Raw genomic sequence first — 17,550 nt, 5'->3', positions numbered from 1 at the left:
CGAGCGTAGCTCGGGGTCAAACCCGGTCGTCCTCGCGCGTGTCCAGGTCGGCGAGCAGCGAGCGCAGCTCGGAGCGCAGGAAGTCCCGGGTGGCGACCTCGCCGACCGCCATCCGCAGCGACGCCATCTCGCGGGCCAGGAACTCCATGTCCGCCCGGGTCCGGGCGTCCACGTCCCGGTCCCGCTCGTACTGCACCCGGTCGCGGGCCTCCTGCCGGTTCTGCGCGAGCAGGATCAGCGGGGCGGCGTACGACGCCTGCAGGCTGAGCGCCAGCGTCAGGAAGATGAACGGGTACTCGTCGAAGCGCAGGCTCGCCGGGGCGAAGATGTTCCAGCCGACCCAGAACAGGATGGTCGCGGTCATGTAGACCAGGAACTGCCCGGTGCCGAGGAACCGCGCGATCCGCTCGGACAGCCGCCCGAACGCGTCGGCGTCGTACACCGGCCGCGGGACGAAGGTGCGCCGCCAGTCCCGGGGCACGTCGAGCCGGGTGCTGCCGCGGAACATCCGGCGCTCGTCCATGCTGCGGTCGTCACGGGGCATCGTGGTCCACCTCCTGCGGCTCGGGCCGGTCGGGCTCGTCGGGATGGTCGTGTTCACGCCAGTCCTCGGGCAGCAGGTGGTCGAGGACGTCGTCGACCGTCACCGCGCCGATCAGCCGGCCCTCGTCGTCGAGCACCGGCGCGGCGACCAGGTTGTACGTCGCCAGGTACTTGCTGACCGTGTTCAGGCTGTCGTCGGGCCGCAGACCGTCCAGGTCGGTGTCCAGGACGGCGGACACCAGCTCCGACGGCGGCTCGCGGAGCAGCCGCTGGATGTGGCCGATCCCGACGAACCGTCCGGTCGGTGTCTCGAGCGGCGGCCGGCAGACGTAGATCATCGCGGCGAGCGCGGGGCTCAGCTCGGCGTTGCGGACCCGGGCGAGCGCATCGGCCACGGTGGCGTCCACGGGCAGGATGACCGGCTCCGACGTCATCAGACCGCCGGCGGTGTGCTCCTCGTAGGTCAGCAGCCGCCGGACGTCCTCGGCCTCGTCCGGCTCCATCAGCGTCAGCAGGCGCTCGGCCGTCTCGGTCGGCAGCTCGGCGATCAGGTCGGCCGCGTCGTCCGGGGACATCTCCTCCAGTACGTCGGCCGCCCGTTCGGTGTCCAGGCCGTCGAGGATCTCGACCTGGATGTCCTCGGGCAGCTCCTCGAGTACGTCGGCCAGCCGCTCGTCGTTCAGCGCGACCGCGATCTCCTTGCGCCGCTTGGGGGACAGGTCGTGCAGTACGCCGGCCAGGTCCGCGGGCCGCATCGACTCGAAGGCGGCCAGGATGTGCGTCGCGCCCTGCCCCTCCTCGACGCGGGTGAACCCGCTGACGTCGCTCCAGTCGAGCACATGGGTCTGCCCGCGGCGCCGGAACCGTTTGGAACCCTCCCGGACCGCCACCTTGGTCAGCATCCAGTCCCGCGCCCGCCGCTGCTCCATGGCCATGTCGAACACCACCGCGGTGGCGCCGGTGTCGGCGATGGTCACGGTTCGGTCGAGCAGCTCGCCGAGCACGAGCACCTCGGTCGCGCGCTGCTCGAAGCGGCGCATGTTGAGCAGTCCGGTGGTGATCACGTGGCCGACGTCGACCGAGGTGACCCGGGTCATCGGCAGGAAGATCCGGCGCCGGGTGAACACCTCGACGACCAGGCCGAGCACGCGCGGCGGCTGGTCGCCCTGACGCATCATGGCCACCACGTCCCGGACCTTGCCGACCTGGTCCCCGTTGGGGTCGTACACCGGCAGCCCCGCCAGCCGAGCGACGTAGACCCGCGACGGTGATCCGCTCATGTCCGAAGGCTAACCCGCAGAGGCCGGGTCCCGGCTGAGGACGCTTCGTAGACTTTGTTTCTCGGGCAAACAATCGAAGTGGGGGCGGCATGCTGGGATCCACCGGGCTCGGCTCCGATGACGAGGCGACGTACCTGGATCTGATCCGGCGGGGGGCGGCGTCCTTGGTGGATCTGGCGGCGCGCATCGGCCGGCCGTTGCAGGAGGTCCAGCGCGGGGTCGACGTACTGCTCAGCGAGGGTTTCGTGCACCGGACGCCGCCGCCGGCCGAGCTGATCGTTCCGGTGCCTCCGGAGCTCGCCGTCGAGCAGCTCATCCTGCGGCAGGAGGAGGAGTTCGACCGGATCCGCAAGGCGGCGTACCGGCTGGCGGCCGAGGCGACCAGGCAGAACGGCGCGCGGCGGACCGAGGAGCTGATCGAGATCGTCAGCGGGGAGACGGCGGTCGGTCTGGCCTTCGACCGGGTGCAGCGGACCGCGCGGAACGAGATGCGTGAGCTGGTCGCGCCGCCGTACGTCGCCTCGGCGGAGGTGAACAGTACGCAGCTGGCGCGGCAGGGGGCCGGTGTGACCTACCGGGTGGTCTACGACAGCTCGGCGCTCGGCGACGCGGTGCTGGCCGCCAGCGCGGTCAGCCACGTGCGGGCGGGGGAGCAGGCCCGGATCGCGGACGAGCTGCCGACCAAGCTGGCGATCGCGGACCGGGAGCTGGCCTTGCTGCCGCTGGACTGGGCGACACCGGCTCAGGACGCGGCGCTGTTGGTGCATCCGTGCAGCCTCTTGGACGCGTTGGTCGCCCTGTTCGAGACGGTGTGGAATCGGGCCAGTCCGTTGTCGGTGACGGAGTCCGACAAGCTGGAGGCCGAGGAGGCGATGTCGGCCGAGGACCGGCACCTGCTGTCGCTGCTGGTCGCCGGGCTGACCGACGACGCGGCCGGTGCGCGCCTCGGCATCAGTCGCCGCACTGTTGCCCGACGGGTCCAGCAGCTGATGGAGCAGACCCACTCTCGCTCCCGGTTGCAGCTGGGCTGGCATGCCCGCGATCGCGGGTGGCTCTAGGGTCCTGGCCGGATTGGTCGTGACCGCTTTGCGCCAGGCAGATCCGTAGCAGCAGGGCTGGGGCGCCGCATGTAATGCGGAGAATCCCCTGAGCTTGGAGTTTCCGTGTCCCTCCCAACGTCCTTCTGCCGCGGGTTGACCGCCCTCGGCGCGGCCGTGCTGGCGCTGACCGCCGGCACGACGCCGCAGGCCGGCGCAGCTCAACCGGCAGCCCAACTGGCAGCTCAGTCGGCAGCTCAGCCGGCATCCGGTTCGCGGCTGGGCAGTGCGCCGCCGCGCATCGTCACGCTGATCACCGGTGACAAGGTCAGTGTGACCACCGTCGCCGGCCGTCCGACCGCGACCGTGCGCAAGCCGAACGGCGGCCCGGCCGGTGCGCACATCATGGCCGTCGGCAACGACCTGTACGTCTACCCGGACGCCGCCCTGCCGTATCTCGCGTCCGGTGTCCTCGACGAGCGCCTCTTCAACGTCACCGAGCTTCTCGCCGACGGGTACGACGACGCGCACAGCGACGGCACGCCGCTGATCGTGTCCTACGCCCCGGGACGCAAGCAGGTCCCGCCGGCAGGGGCGCGCCAGACCCGTGCGCTGACCAGCATCAAAGGCGCCGCCATCACCGCCGACCACGACCAGGCAGCGTCGTTCTGGTCGTCCTTCACCGGCGGGAGCGCGACGGCGCGGACCGGGTTCGCGAAGATCTGGCTGGACGGCAAGTCGAGGGCGACCCTGTCCGACACGACCGCGCAGATCGGTGCGCCGGAGGTGTGGCAGGGCGGTAACACCGGGCAGGGCGTGGACGTCGCCGTCCTCGACACAGGTATCGACGCCGCGCACCCGGACTTCGGCGGGCGGATCGTCGCCTCGCAGAGCTTCGTGCCCGGCAAGGACGTCACCGACCGGAACGGTCACGGGACCCACGTCGCCTCCACGATCGCCGGAACGGGTGCGGCGTCCGGCGGCAAGGAGCAGGGCGTCGCGCCCGGCGCCGGGCTGCACGTCGGCAAGGTCCTGGACGACGACGGCAGCGGCCAGGACTCCTGGATCCTGGCCGGCATGGAGTGGGCCGCGCGCGACCAGCGCGCCAAGGTGATCAGCATGAGCCTCGGCTCCGGGCCGACCGACGGCACCGACCCGATGAGCCAGGCGGTCAACACCTTGAGCGCCGAGACCGGTGCCCTGTTCGTGATTGCAGCGGGCAACTCGGGACCGGACCCGTTCAGTGTCTCGGCACCGGGTGCCGCGGACGCGGCTCTGACCGTTGGCGCGGTCGACGGCTCCGACCGGCTGGCCTCGTTCTCCAGCCGCGGTCCGCGACTCGGCGACAGCGGCCTCAAGCCGGACCTGACCGCGCCGGGCGTCGACGTACTCGCTGCGCGATCGCAGTACTCGCCGGAAGGTGAGGGGTCGTACGTCGCGATGAGCGGTACGTCGATGGCCACGCCGCACGTTGCCGGCGCGGCTGCGTTGCTGGCGCAGGCACACCCTGACTGGACCGCGCAGCAGTTGAAGGACGCGCTGGTCAGTACGACCAAGACCACGGTGCAGTACAGCCCGTTCGCTGCAGGTACGGGCCGGCTGGACGTGGCCGCGGCTGTGCGCAGCACGCTGTACTCGTCCGGCTCTGCCTTCGCTGCGGTGAAGTGGCCGTACCCGGCGAGCGGACTGGTGCAGCGAGACGTCACCTACACCAACAATGGCGCGGAGCCTGTCACGCTGAACCTGTCTCTGAAGAACCAGGGCATCCCCGCCGGTCTGTTCACGCTGACGACTCCGCAGCTCACTGTCCCGGCCCACGGCACGGCGACTGCCGGTGTGGTGAGTCATCTCGAGTTGGCGGCCGATGACGCCGGTTACAGCTCAATGCTGACCGCAACGGATGCGGCCGGAGCAGTCCGCGCCCATACCTCGATCGGCGTCAGCAAGCAGAGCCAGCGCGTGAAGTTGTCGCTCCGCGCGCAGGACCCGCATGGCGCGCCGCTGTCCGGCGTCGTGGTGCTGAAGGACATCAAGCGGGACGTCGTACCCCAGGTGTTCATGGTGGACGGAAGCCTCGACGTCGACGTCCGCCCGAGCACGTACGCCGGATGGATGTACGCCGACGTCCGCGGGCTGGACGGGCCGCACTCGCTCGGCCGTGCCGTCATCAGCCAGCCTGAGGTCGACGTCAACCAGGACACCGCACTCACCTTCGACGCAGCCGGCCTCCGCAAGGTCGCGGCGGTCACTCCGTCGCCTACTGACAACACGTACGTCCGGCTCGATCAGTACCGCAGCTACGGCGACCTGCATCGCTTTGTCGACACGTATCAGCTGGAGTGGTGGATCTACGACTCCTTGTGGGCCACGCCGAGCCGCAAGGTGACCCAGGGGTCCTACACGTTCGCTACGCGCTGGCGCCAGGTGCAACCTGCTCTGACAGTCGGCTCCTTCAGCACAATGGTCCAGAGCTGGTCGCCGAAGCTGCCTGAGGGTGTCGGCAACTACTCGGTCGTGTACGTCGGCTCCGACCCGGCGAAGTACAACGTCCGCGGCAAGGTTGCCGTTGCTCAGCGCAACGACGCCGTGCCGCCGACAGCACAGGCAGCTGCTGCTGCGATGGGCGGTGCGAAGCTGCTGCTGATCCTGAACGACGGATACGGGCCGCTGGACGCCTGGGCCGACCTGCCGCAGGAAGAGACGCCGGGACTTCCGGTGGCTTCGCTGACCACGGACCAGGGCCGGCAGTTGCTGGCGCACCAGCCGAAGCTGCTGAAGCTTGTGTCCCACCCGTACCCGGACTATCTCTACGACCTCGTCCAGCACCACGACGGCGCGGTGCCGAAGGATCCCGGCTACCGACCGACGGCACGTGACCTGGCGCGGATCGACGAGTCTTTACGGGACACCAAGCCGGGCGATGCGGTCGACGTCCGGTTCGACCTGTCGGCCGACCTGACATGGGCGGTGGGCGCCGCGGCGACCTCAGTGCCCGCACAAGGTGACCACGTTGCCTGGGTGACCGCGTCGCCGAAGGTGAAGTGGCTGAGCATGGCTGCTGTACCGGACTTGACGCAGCAGGGCTCGTCGTTGTCCTACCGCGCCGGCAGCACGACGAAGGAGACCTGGTTCAGCGGCATCCAGCGCCCACGGGTGCTGAGCGACAGTGCCTTGTCGACACCGCCGTCACGCGTCGGCGACCTCATGAGCGTCTTCACCCTGCCCGGCTACGCCGACTCAGGTCCGCACCAGGGCATCGTGTACGACGTGGGCGCACCGGTCACGTCAGCGTTCTACCAGGGCAACACGCTGCTGGGTGAGGGCACCGACATGTTGACTGTCGAGGTCGCCCCGGAACCGCTGCCGTACCGGCTTGTCGTGGACACCAAGCGCGACCTGCCGAACCGGCCGTACTCACCGTCCACACACACCGAGTGGGGCTTCACGTCCGACCAGGCCGACTACGCGAACCTGGAGACACTCCCGCTGCTCCAGCTCGACTACTCGATCGCAACAGACCTGTCCGGCCGGGCGAAGCGGCACGCGGACCTGGCGGTGACCGCCTCGCACCTGCCCGGTGCTGTGGACGTCGGCAAGGTCAGTGCGGCGACGCTGGAGGTGTCGTACGACAACGGCGCCACCTGGCGAGCTGTCCGGCTGCAGCGGTCCGGGTCGGGCTGGAGCGGGCGGCTGGATGCACCTGCGTCGGCCGAGTACGTGAGCGTGCGGGCGACCGCGCGCGACACGGCGGGCAACAGCGTGAGCCAGACCGTGCAGCGCGCCTTCGGGGTCCGTTAGCTCAGTTTGGGGCGGCGCCGCACCGGACGGTGCAACGTCGTCGGTGGGTTGCCGCGGGTCGTGGCTCTGGTCGGTACCGGAGCCTCGGCCCGCGGCGTCGCGTCGTACCGTCCCGCCGACTCGCTGATCTCACCGGTCGGGTCGAGGACGAGAATGTCTGCCTGGCTGCGCCAGCGTTCCAGTTGGGTGTCCAGGTCGGCCGCGTTGAGGCGCTCCGTGCGCAGCACCTGCGCCGCCGCGGTCCACTCCTCGGTCCCGGGCTCGAGCCGTCGCACCGTGGCCTGCCAGCTGGCCAGCCGGTTGGTGGCGGGCTTCGCCGGTACGACGACCTCGACAGAGCCCGCCGTCGCCAGTCCGGGCAGGGGCTGCTCCGCGCCGTCGGCCGAGTCCGCCAGTACGACGTACTGCCCGTCGACCGCTGCGAACCACGCCGGCGCCGGTCGCCGCCCGTCCCACGCCAGCCAGACGAGCCCCGCCTTCTTCATGACGCCGGCGATCTCGCTGACGGCCTCCTCGATGCTCACAGGTCCGAGTGTCCCACGGTGAATCGGGACACACTCGGAAGGGAAGTGAGCCGGGTCACCGGGACGGCGGCGGCCGACGCCGTACGCTGCCGGTGACCGGTGGGTAACCGAGTGGAGGTCGAGCGATGACAGAGCAGGTCTTACGGAGCAGGCGGTCCTGCCTGGCCACGCCGGGGTCGAACCCGCGGTTCCTGACCAAGGCGAAGGGGCTGGACGCCGACCAGGTGTTCCTGGACCTCGAGGACTCGGTCGCGCCGCTCGCCAAGCCGGACGCCCGCAAGAACATCGTCGCCGCACTGAACGAGGGCGGCTGGGGCAGCAAGTTGCGCGTCGTCCGGGTGAACGACTGGACCACCGAGTGGACGTACGCCGACGTGATCGAGGTCGTCGGCGGCGCCGGCGCGAACCTGGACTGCATCATGCTGCCGAAGGTGCAGACCGCCGAGCAGGTGGTCGCGCTCGACCTGCTGCTCACCCAGTTGGAGAAGGTGTACGGGTACGAGCCGGGCCGGATCGGCATCGAGGCGCAGATCGAGAACGCGCTCGGCCTCACCAACGTCAACGCGATCGCGACCGCGTCGCCGCGGGTCGAGACGATCATCTTCGGCCCGGCGGACTTCATGGCGTCGATCAACATGAAGTCGCTGGTGGTCGGCGAGCAGCCGCCCGGGTACGACGTCGGCGACGCGTACCACTACATCCTGATGCAGATCCTGATGGCCGCCCGCGCGCACGGCAAGCAGGCGATCGACGGGCCGTACCTGCAGATCAAGGACGTCGACGGCTTCCGCCGGGTGGCGGGCCGGTCGGCCGCGCTCGGCTTCGACGGCAAGTGGGTCCTGCACCCCGACCAGATCGCCGCCGCGAACGAGGTCTACTCGCCGCGCCAGGACGACTACGACCACGCCGAGAACATCCTCGACGCCTACGACCACTACACGTCGGCCGCCGGCGGCGCCCGCGGCGCGGTGATGCTCGGCGACGAGATGATCGACGAGGCCAGCCGCAAGATGGCCCTCGTGATCTCCGCCAAGGGCCGCGCCGCCGGCCTCACCCGCACCGACATCTGGCACCCGCCGGCCGACTAGGCCCTAGACCTGCGCCATCAACGCGAGCGGATGGCCGTCCGGGTCGGTGAAGAAGACCATCCACTCCTCGACGCCGTTGTCGTGCTTGTGGATCAGGTGCGGCGCGTTCTCGAACCGCACACCGCGCCGACGCAGGTCGTCGTACGCCGCCTGGATGTCGGGGACCCGGAAGTACAGACAGGACGGCTCACCCACTGGGCCGTCGTTGGCGCTCAGGAACAGGCGGGTGCCGCCGCAGTCGAAGAACGCCAGGTCGCCGAAGGTGTACAGGTGCGGGAGTCGCAGCACGTCGCGGTAGAACTCGACCGCCTTGCCGATGTCGCTGCACGGGCGGGCGATCTGCCCGATCTCGCCAAGCTGCACCATGTCCGGGCCTCCCTGTCTTCGCAACGCGCTGTCGAAGGGCACTCCGCGCCAAGTTCGCAGCTCGGCCCGGCGAGCCAGGCCGAGCTTCTGCAGTGCATTCGCGACATGGAACTTGACCGCGTCCACGCTGATCCCGCGGCGCTGCGCGATCTGCCGGTTCGACAGGCCGTGGCGCACCATGTCCACCACCCGCCACTCGGCGGGGGTCAGCACGTCCGGGTGTCTCGGCCGACCGCGGTTGCCCACAACGACAAGCTAGCGCCGCAAGCGGCGAATTACCCTCCCCCTCAGCGGGTCCAGACCTTGTAGATCCGGATCGGCTTGGCCGGCGGTCCGTCCTGGTCGGGGTCGGCGATCCCGGCGGCGACCATCCGGTCGAAAGTGGACATGCCGGCGATCACGTGCCCGAGCACCGTGTAGTTGGGCGCGATGTGCGCGAAGGAGTGCACGACGAAGAACTCCGAGCCGTTCGTGCCCGGTCCCTGGTTGCCATAGGCAACGGTGCCGCGCTCGTACGTCTCCTGGCCGGTCACCTCGTCGGGGAACTTGTACCCCGGGCCGCCTTCCTCCTGGCGGTAGATGTCACCGCATTGCAGGACCCCCAGCCGGGCGGAGTTCGTCAACCGGAAGCACTGCGTCGCGTCGTAGAACCGGCTCTTCACCAGGTGCACGAAGTTGTGCACGCCGCACGGCGCGTTGGAACGGTCCATCCGGACCACGAACGGTCCGTAGTTCGTCACGAAGTACACGTCGACCGTGCCCTTCGCCCGGGCGACCGGGGACGGGACCCGGACCGGCTTGGCGGCCGGGTTCTCGGGGGTCGGCGTGAACTCGCACTTGGCCACCGGTCGCGAGGTGGGCGCAGCGGAGGCGGTGGTCGTGGTCAGCGTCGTCGCGACCAGTACGGCCGCGATCAGGGCGGGAATCGATCGCTTCATGCGACACACCGTAATACCTCGATCGCGCTCCGCAGAGCTTTCTGGGGGCTTTCTGAAGCTTTCCGCCCCGGACTCGTACATTGCGGCACTTCCCGCCTAAGGTGATCCGGTCCGCTGCGGAAGGTGTATGTGTTGAACGGCGAGGTACTGGCAGGTCGGTACCGGTTGCTGACCCTGCTGGGCAGGGGCGGTGCGGGTGAGGTGTGGCAGGCCGAGGACACGCTCCTCGCCCGCCAGGTGGCGGTGAAACTGCTGCGCAGCCTCGACGGTGACCCGATGGACGCGGTCGAGCGATTCCGGGCCGAGGCTCAATCAGCCGCTCGATTGACACACCCGAACGTGGTCGCGACGTACGACGTCGGCACCGAGGGCGACCACGTCTTCCTGGTGATGGAGCTCGTCCAGGGCCCCGACCTCGCCAAGCTGATGCGGACGTCGGGACTCCCGACCGCCGGCCTGGCTGCGGACATCGCCACCCAGGGCGCCCGCGCGCTGGACGCGGCGCACGCGGCCGGGATCGTGCACCGCGACGTGAAGCCCGCCAACCTGCTGCTGGCCCCCGACGGCACGCTCAAGATGACCGACTTCGGGATCGCCAAGCGGGCCGGCAACGAGACGACCGCGCTGGGCGTCCTGCTCGGTACGGCGTCGTACGTGTCGCCGGAGCAGATCCGCGGCGAGCAGGCCACCCCGGCGAGCGACTGGTACGCGTTCGGCTGCGTGCTGTACGAGCTGCTGACCGGGCGGCCGCCGTTCACCGGCCCGACCGCGGACGCGGTCATGCGGCAGCATCTCGACGCGCCGCCACCGCAGATCACCCGCAGCGACGTGCCCGCCGAGCTGGCCGGCCTGGTGACGCACCTGCTGGCCAAGAACCCGGCCGACCGCCCATCGTCCGCGGACGAGGTGGCTGCACTCCTCAGCGAACCGGCCAACACGCAGGTGCTCGCCTTCACGCCGGGGGCTCCGGCTGAGGAGCCGCTCGACATCGGGCACTGGGAAGACGAGCCCACCACGCACCGCGCTCCCAAGCGCGCCTTCCCGCTGGCGAAGGTAGGTATCGGGGCCGCAGTGGTGCTCGCAGCCATCAGCGGTCTCCTCTTGCTGCGTGAGGGCGTCACCAACGACACCCCGAAGGCGCAGGCAGTCGGTACGCCGACCGCCCCGGTACAGAAGGCGACGACCGCTCCCAAGGCCACACCGAAGCCCAAGCCGACCCCTACTCCTGTCAAGACGACGCCGACGACGAAGCCGACGCCCCAGCAGACGCAGAATCCGCAGGCGATCCTCATCCAGCAGCTGCGCACGCTGGCCGCGCAGGTGCGCGCGACCCAGCAGAACAGCCGCAGCAAGGCGCCGCGCGAGGCAGCGCACGACCTGGACCAGGCTGCCCAGGCGCTCGACCAGGGCGACACCGAGTCCGCCGCGCAGCACTTCTACGCCGCACGGCGCACGCTGTACGAGGCCCAGCGACGCCACCGCTGGCAGGCGACCCAGCAGATTGCCACGCTGTTCGAAACCATCAGCCGCTCCCTCCCGCGTCCCGACCGCGGCGGCGAGTGAGCCACGCGACCTCTCCCGGGTGGCCGGTGTCACAGCGGGTGTCGCCCTCGTGCCGGGATGCTGGTAACCGCGATACTCGCGGGTAAGCCGGCCGAAGGAGACGCACGATGAGCAGGTTGCAGCAGACCGACGGGCTGACCGACGTCCAGGAGGAGATCCTGAAGACGGTCCGGGCCTTCGTCGAGGCCGAGATCCTCCCGGTCGCCACCGAGCTCGAGCACCGCGACGAGTACCCGACCGAGATCGTCGAGGGCCTGAAGGAGCTCGGCCTGTTCGGGCTGATGATCCCCGAGGAGTATGGCGGCCTCGGCGAGTCCCTGCTGACGTACGCGCTGTGCGTCGAGGAGATCGCCCGCGGCTGGATGAGCGTATCCGGGATCATCAACACGCATTTCATCGTCGCGTACATGCTGCTCCAGCACGGGACCGACGAGCAGAAGCAGAAGTACCTGCCGCGGATGGCCACCGGCGAGGTCCGCGGCGCGTTCTCGATGTCCGAGCCGGGCTGCGGCTCGGACGTGTCCGCGATCAAGACCAAGGCCACCCGTGCGGGCGACGGCTACGTGATCAACGGGCAGAAGATGTGGCTGACCAACGGCGGCTCGTCGAACCTGGTCGCGGTGCTGGTGAAGACCGACGAGGGCGCGGACTCGGTCTACAAGAACATGACCACGTTCCTGGTCGAGAAGGAGCCAGGCTTCGGCGAGGTCGACAAGGGCCTGACGGTGCCCGGCAAGATCGAGAAGATGGGCTACAAGGGCGTCGACACCACCGAGCTGGTGTTCGACGGGTACGAGATCGACGGCGCCCAGATCCTCGGCGGCGTCCCCGGCAAGGGCTTCTACCAGATGATGGACGGCGTCGAGGTCGGCCGGGTGAACGTGGCCGCGCGCGGCTGCGGTGTGGCCCGGCGGGCGTTCGAGCTCGGGATCGCGTACGCGCAGCAGCGCGAGACGTTCGGCAAGAAGATCGCCGACCATCAGGCGGTGCTGTTCCGGCTCGCCGACATGGCCGTCAAGGTGGAGGCCGCGCACGAGCTGATGGTGAAGGCCGCGCGCAAGAAGGACAGCGGCTCCCGCAACGACTTCGAGGCCGGCGTCGCGAAATACCTGGCCAGCGAGTACTGCGCGCAGGTCGTCGAGGACTCGTTCCGCATCCACGGCGGCTACGGCTTCTCGAAGGAGTACGAGATCGAACGCCTCTACCGCGAAGCCCCGATGCTGCTGATCGGCGAGGGCACCGCCGACATCCAGCGGATGATCATCGGCCGCCGTCTGCTGGAGGACTACAAACTCTGACCCGGCGCGCTGGGTCGACAGGCGGGGCGGTGCCGGTCGGCCCAGCGCGCGATGGGGCAGGGTTCCGGGGGCTAGGCGGGCGTGCGGGACCGTGGGCGCGGCCGGCCGGAGCCGTAGCCGGACAGCAGCCAGATGCCCAGCTGGGTGATCTCGTGACGGACGGACGCGCCGTCGCGGCGGGTGGTGATCAGGCCGGCCTCCCGCAGGACCGTCGCCTGGTGGCTGGCGGCCGCGGGGGAGATGCGGCAGCGCTTGGCCAGCTCGGTCGTCGTACAGCCGCTCACGGCCGTCTCCAGAGCGGCGGCCCGGGTCGAGCCCAGCAACGCGGCCAGCGGGTCACTCGACGGCAGCTGCTCCATCGACGTCTGCCGCAGGATCCCGGGCGCATGCTGGATGGGGTAGACCAGGATCGGTTTGAGATCCGGGTCCCGCAGCTTGGTCGGTACCTGCCAGCAGAACGCCGAAGGCTGCAACTCGATTCCCCTGCCATCGAGATACAGATCTCGGTCGTTCATGTCCAGCACCTGCAGCACCGGTGGTACCCACCGGACCCGCGGGTGCAAGGACGACAACAATCGGTCCACACCGTGCCGGGCCAGCGCCTCCCCGCGATGGGCGTGGTCGGCGGACACGTGCGTCCCGATCGACTTCCAGTACGGCTTGATTGCCGCGTCGTGGTACGTCCGGATGGCCCGGCCGAGCTTCTGCAGCGACGCCCGGCCGCCCTGCGCCAGCTCACGCGTCCAGGGCGACGGGGCCCGGTACTGCGCGAGCAGGTCGAGTTGGCTGCGGAGCTGTTGCGGCGGCGTCGCCAGCGCCTGCTCCAGCGCGGCGTCGAAGTCCGGTGCGGGCTCCGCCGGGGTCAGGAAGTCGGGGGAGTACCCCTTCGACGGGGTCAGCTCCAGCAGCAGCCGCATCTGATCCGGAGCGACCGTGGCCCGGACGTGCCGCCGCCAGTCCTCGAAGATCAGCCGGCCCTCCGAGTGCTGCAGCATGTGCAGGCTCAGCAGCACCTCCCACAGCGGCGCCGGCGTGGTCGCGACCGTGACCCGGGTCAGGTCGCGTGGCGTGAAGTGAATCCGGAGCACCACGATCCCCTCCCGTCCCACCGGCTACTGGTCGCGGAAAGTAATCAATTCCTGACCGATTGCGATTCGGGAATTCAATCAAGGCAGCAGAACCCGGGACAACTGTTTGAACATTCCAATCCGGGAGGACTTTCGGCCATGGCAAAAGGTTGCCAACTCACCCGACCGGGCCGAGCGAACTCCGGGTTCAGAGCCAGTGGTTCCGTTTGAACAACCGGTAAAGCACGAAACACGCGCCGAGCATCACGCCGAGCACCACGAAGTACGCGTACTTGAGCCGCAACTCCGGCATGTAGTCGAAGTTCATGCCGTAGATCCCGGCGATCATCGTCGGCACCGCCAGAATCGCCACCCACGCCGAGATCCGCCGCATGTCCTCGTTCTCGGCGACCTGGACCTGGGCGAGCCCCGCCTGCAGGATCGAGCTGAGCAGCTCGTCGAACGAGATCACCTGCTCCTTCACGCGCTGCAGGTGGTCGTCGACGTCGCGGAAGTAGTTCCGGGTCTCCTCGGCGATCAGCGGGTGCCGCAGGGTGGCGAGCACGCGCATCGGGCCGGTCAGCGGCGCCACCGCCCGTTTGAGCTCCAGCACCTCGCGCTTCAACTGGTACACCCGGTCGATGCTGCGCCAGCCTCGCGGTGTGAACATCGACGTCTCGATCAGGTCGATATCGGCCTGGACGGCGTCCGCGACCTCCAGGTACCGGTCCACGACGTGGTCCGCGATGGCGTGCAGGACGGCGCCGGGGCCGGTGGCCAGCCGGTGCGGCTCCTGCTCCAGATCCTGACGCAGTCCGGTCAGTTCGCTGTGCTCGCCATGGCGCACCGTGACCACGAAGCCCGGCCCGCAGAACACCATGACCTCACCGGTCGCCACCACTTCGCTGGTCGCGGTCAGGTCGCCGTGCGGGACATAGGTGACCGTCTTGAACACTGCGAACAGCGTCTCGTCGTACCGCTCCAGCTTGGGGCGCTGATGCGCCTCGGACGCGTCCTCCAGGGCCAGCGGGTGCAGTCCGAACTCCGCACCGATGATCGCGAGCTGATGGGCGGTCGGCTGGAACAGGCCGATCCAGACGAATCCCTGTCCGCGCTGTGCCCGGTCCAGAGCCTCGGTGTAGGAGTCGACCCGCCGGTCGCGGACGCCGTCGCGATACAGCCCCCAGTCGACCAGGGCGCCCTCGAGCTTGCCGGTGACCACGTCGTCGGGGGGACGGCCACCGCCGCCGGCACGCCGGGCGAAGACTCGTCCGACACGGCGTGTCGCGCCCATGTCCCATCGTCGCCCGGTCATCACCGGCGAGGCTATCAAGACGCGGTAACCAGGTGTCGGCAATGATGGGGGGTGCAAGCACGTGGAGAGGAACGACGATGACCACGCAGGGCATGCCCTCGATGGACCCCAGGCCGACCGGCCTCACGATCGGGACGTACGACACCTACCGGGAGGCACAGCGAGCCGTCGACTACCTCTCGGACGAGAAGTTCCCGGTCGAGCACACGACCATCGTCGGCAACAACCTCCGTCAGGTCGAGAAGATCACCGGCCGGCTCAGCTGGGGCCGGGCGCTGACCGCGGGCCTGGCCAGCGGCGCCTGGTTCGGTCTGTTCGTCGGTCTGCTGCTGGGGCTGTTCACGACCGGCAACTGGCTGGCGGCGCTGCTCACCGGCGTGGTGCTGGGCGCCTTCTTCGGGTTGGTGTTCGGCGGCCTGAGCTACGCGCAGTCGGCCGGCCGCCGCGACTTCACCTCGCGGACCGCGGTGGTGGCGACGACGTACGACGTGCTGTGCGACTTCAAGTTCGCCGAGGAGGCCCGTAACCACCTGGCCAAGCTGGCGCTGAAGGGCGAGGTGCACCCGCTGCTGCCGAACCACGCGGATCAGCCGGTCCAGCCGGTCCAGGAGACGACGCAGCGGCCCACCGACTGAGGTGACCTAAATCTCCCGCCGGTGAGAGCCAGACCACGGTCCGGATGCGCCCGGACCGGCAGCATGGGGATTCCAGCAGCCGAGGAGGATCCGCGATGCAGTTCGGGCGCAGTTACGAGGAGTTCGAGGTCGGTGCGGTCTACAAGCACTGGCCGGGCAAGACGGTGACCGAGTACGACGACCACCTGTTCTGCCTGCTCACCATGAACCACCATCCGCTGCACCTGGACAGCAACTACGCCGAGCAGACCACGCAGTTCGGGAAGAACGTTGTGGTCGGCAACTACATCTACTCGATCCTGCTCGGGATGTCGGTCCCGGACGTGAGCGGCAAGGCGATCGCGAACCTGGAGATCGAGTCGCTGCGGCACGTCGCCCCCACGTTCCACGGCGACACGATCTACGGCGAGACCGTCGTTCTCGACAAGTGGGAGTCCAAGTCCAAGGACGACCGCGGCGTCGTCTACGTCGAGACGAAGGGCTACAAGCAGGACGGCACCGTCGTCTGCCTGTTCCGCCGCAAGGTCATGGTCCCCAAGAACAACTACCTCGAAGCCCGAGGCGGCGAACAGCCCGGCCGCCCCACCCCCGCCTCCTGAGCCCACCCGCCGCCCGCATCTCGTGGGCTGACCTACCAGATGCTGGGTTTGCGACGGAGATACCGGCCGCAAACCCTGCATCTCGTACGTCAACCCACGAGATGCCGCGCGCATGACGAGCGGCCCGTCCGGGGAGGGGAACCGGGCGGGCCGCGCGCCTACCGCGGACCGGTCGTCTAGAGGAAGAGCTCGATCACCGGGACGAGCACGTTCGGCTTCTGGATGGGGAGCTTCAGCGTCAGGGTCTCGGTCGAGACCCCGCCCATCGTGGTGTTCTGGGCCTGCTGGTGCGGGTCGTTGACGATCCGCTTGATCTCGGACGCGTCGTTCAGCAGCTGCGCGTACTTGACCTTGCCGGCCAGACCGTTCAGGTGGATGTGCCCCATCGGCCACGAGAACAGGTGCAGGTAGAGCCGGTCGCCCTTCTGCGTGAAGCGGCAGTCGACGGGAGCGGAGTACTCCGCCGGCCGCGCGCCGCGGATCGACCGCTCGTGCAGCCGCATCCACTCGCCGATCGAGGCCAGCGTCGCCAGCGCCCGCGGGTCGAACTCGCCGCGTCCCGTCGGCCCCACGTTCAGCAACAGGTTGCCGTCCTTGGAGACCGAGTCGACGAGCATCTTCACCAGCGTCTCCGGCGACTTCCAGTCCAGGTTGTCCCGGTCGTAGCCCCAGCTGCCGTTCAGCGTCTGGCAGGCTTCCCACACCACCGGTACGCCGTCGCGCTGCATCGGCCCGTCCGGCTGGTACTGCTCGGGCGTCACGAAGTCGCCCGGGATGTCCAGCCGGTCGTTGATCAGGATGTCCGGCTGCAACTCCCGGACCATCGCCATCAGTTCCTCGGAGCGCCAGTCGTCGCGGCCCTTGCCGTGGCCGTCGCGTCCGTCCGGGTACGTCCGGCCCGGGTAGGAGAAGTCGAACCACATGATGTCGATCGGCCCGTAGTTGGTCAGCAGCTCACGGGTCTGGGCGTGCAGGTAGTCGGCGTACACCTGGACGTCCCGCCCGGCCGCCTTCGCGATCGCCTCCTCGTCGTCGCGCTGCGGATGCACGAGGTCGATCGGGAACTCCGGGTGGTGCCAGTCGATCAGCGAGTGGTAGAAACCGACCCCGAGACCCTCGGCCCGGCAGGCCTCGACGAACCGCTTGACCAGGTCGTTGTCCGCCGCGTCCTTGCCCCACGCGGTGTGCGCGACCGTGTAGTCCGACACCTCGGAGTCCCACAGGCAGAAGCCTTCGTGGTGCTTGGTCGTGAGGACGGCGTACCGCATACCGGCCTCACGGGCAGCCCGGGCCCACTTGGCGGGGTCGTACAGGTCCGGCTCGAAGTGGTCGAAGTACGGCTGGTAGTCCTCGTCGGTCAGCCGCTCGTAGTTCTTCACCCACTCGTGCCGGGCCGGCAGCGAGTACAGGCCCCAGTGGACGAACAGGCCGAACCGCCAGTCGCGGAACTTCTCCACCGCGTGGGATGGAGCCGCGGGAGGCGTATCAGTCATGTCAGA

General features: G+C 69.2%; 15 protein-coding genes. 7 read left to right on the top strand and 8 right to left on the bottom strand.

Features of this window, described 5'->3' with window-relative positions; genetic code table 11:
* Positions 1-16: 16 nt before the first annotated feature.
* Both ABZX12_RS37830 and ABZX12_RS37825 read right to left on the bottom strand, forming a co-directional pair.
* A complete protein-coding gene (locus tag ABZX12_RS37830) occupies positions 17-544 on the bottom strand; it encodes a DUF1003 domain-containing protein (RefSeq protein WP_355700278.1) in 528 nt (175 codons plus the stop codon).
* The gene (locus tag ABZX12_RS37825; protein ID WP_355700277.1) at positions 534-1,823 is read right to left on the bottom strand and encodes a CBS domain-containing protein; all 1,290 of its coding nucleotides are present in this window, start codon (positions 1,821-1,823) and stop codon (positions 534-536) included. The genes ABZX12_RS37830 and ABZX12_RS37825 overlap by 11 nt, the downstream gene beginning before the upstream one ends.
* Before the next feature lie 89 nt (positions 1,824-1,912).
* On the opposite strand from ABZX12_RS37825, the gene ABZX12_RS37820 reads away from it, so the two are divergent.
* Together ABZX12_RS37820 and ABZX12_RS37815 are read left to right on the top strand one after the other, a co-directional pair.
* A complete protein-coding gene (locus ABZX12_RS37820) occupies positions 1,913-2,881 on the top strand; it encodes a helix-turn-helix domain-containing protein (protein ID WP_355700276.1) in 969 nt (322 codons plus the stop codon).
* A gap of 105 nt (positions 2,882-2,986) precedes the next feature.
* Positions 2,987-6,658, top strand: coding sequence for a S8 family peptidase (locus ABZX12_RS37815; RefSeq protein ID WP_355700275.1), 3,672 nt, complete (start codon positions 2,987-2,989; stop codon positions 6,656-6,658).
* Here ABZX12_RS37815 and ABZX12_RS37810 read toward each other — a convergent pair.
* Positions 6,655-7,182 carry a hypothetical protein gene (locus ABZX12_RS37810; RefSeq protein ID WP_355700274.1) on the bottom strand — a complete coding sequence of 176 codons (528 nt, stop codon included), beginning with the start codon at positions 7,180-7,182 and terminating at the stop codon, positions 6,655-6,657. The genes ABZX12_RS37815 and ABZX12_RS37810 overlap by 4 nt on opposite strands.
* Before the next feature lie 125 nt (positions 7,183-7,307).
* Between ABZX12_RS37810 and ABZX12_RS37805 the strand changes: the two genes are divergently transcribed.
* The gene (locus ABZX12_RS37805; RefSeq protein ID WP_355700273.1) at positions 7,308-8,270 is read left to right on the top strand and encodes a CoA ester lyase; all 963 of its coding nucleotides are present in this window, start codon (positions 7,308-7,310) and stop codon (positions 8,268-8,270) included.
* A 3-nt stretch (positions 8,271-8,273) separates the two neighbouring features.
* Here the strand turns inward: ABZX12_RS37805 and ABZX12_RS37800 are convergent, their stop codons facing one another.
* Complete coding sequence (locus tag ABZX12_RS37800; protein WP_355700272.1) at positions 8,274-8,882, bottom strand: LuxR C-terminal-related transcriptional regulator; 609 nt, start codon at positions 8,880-8,882, stop codon at positions 8,274-8,276.
* Positions 8,883-8,923: 41 nt separating this feature from the next.
* On the bottom strand, positions 8,924-9,574 hold the full coding sequence (locus ABZX12_RS37795; protein ID WP_355700271.1) for a peptidylprolyl isomerase: 651 nt from the start codon (positions 9,572-9,574) through the stop codon (positions 8,924-8,926).
* A gap of 132 nt (positions 9,575-9,706) precedes the next feature.
* On the opposite strand from ABZX12_RS37795, the gene ABZX12_RS37790 reads away from it, so the two are divergent.
* Positions 9,707-11,137: a protein kinase gene (locus ABZX12_RS37790; RefSeq protein ID WP_355700270.1), complete on the top strand. Its 1,431-nt coding sequence runs from the start codon at positions 9,707-9,709 to the stop codon at positions 11,135-11,137.
* A gap of 107 nt (positions 11,138-11,244) precedes the next feature.
* Positions 11,245-12,435 (top strand): acyl-CoA dehydrogenase family protein, encoded by a 1,191-nt coding sequence (locus ABZX12_RS37785; RefSeq protein ID WP_355700269.1) that lies wholly within the window; start codon positions 11,245-11,247, stop codon positions 12,433-12,435.
* A gap of 71 nt (positions 12,436-12,506) precedes the next feature.
* On the opposite strand, the gene ABZX12_RS37780 is transcribed toward ABZX12_RS37785, so the two are convergent.
* Positions 12,507-13,526, bottom strand: coding sequence for a winged helix-turn-helix domain-containing protein (locus ABZX12_RS37780; protein WP_355700268.1), 1,020 nt, complete (start codon positions 13,524-13,526; stop codon positions 12,507-12,509).
* A gap of 184 nt (positions 13,527-13,710) precedes the next feature.
* A complete protein-coding gene (locus ABZX12_RS37775; protein WP_355700267.1) occupies positions 13,711-14,817 on the bottom strand; it encodes a magnesium and cobalt transport protein CorA in 1,107 nt (368 codons plus the stop codon).
* 77 nt (positions 14,818-14,894) lie between these two features.
* Between ABZX12_RS37775 and ABZX12_RS37770 the strand changes: the two genes are divergently transcribed.
* Positions 14,895-15,452 (top strand): general stress protein, encoded by a 558-nt coding sequence (locus tag ABZX12_RS37770; RefSeq protein ID WP_355700266.1) that lies wholly within the window; start codon positions 14,895-14,897, stop codon positions 15,450-15,452.
* Positions 15,453-15,547: 95 nt separating this feature from the next.
* Entirely contained in the window at positions 15,548-16,051 is a 504-nt protein-coding gene (locus ABZX12_RS37765; protein ID WP_355700265.1) for a MaoC family dehydratase, read from the top strand.
* 176 nt (positions 16,052-16,227) lie between these two features.
* Here ABZX12_RS37765 and ABZX12_RS37760 read toward each other — a convergent pair whose 3' ends face one another.
* Positions 16,228-17,544: an alpha-L-fucosidase gene (locus tag ABZX12_RS37760; protein ID WP_355700264.1), complete on the bottom strand. Its 1,317-nt coding sequence runs from the start codon at positions 17,542-17,544 to the stop codon at positions 16,228-16,230.
* Positions 17,545-17,550: the final 6 nt, after the last annotated feature.

The organism is Kribbella sp. NPDC003505, from assembly GCF_040610875.1.
In the GTDB taxonomy this organism is placed as follows: Bacteria; Actinomycetota; Actinomycetes; order Propionibacteriales; family Kribbellaceae; genus Kribbella.
Note: the sequence above shows the minus strand (reverse complement) of the source record. Positions and strands in the feature narration are given on the sequence as shown.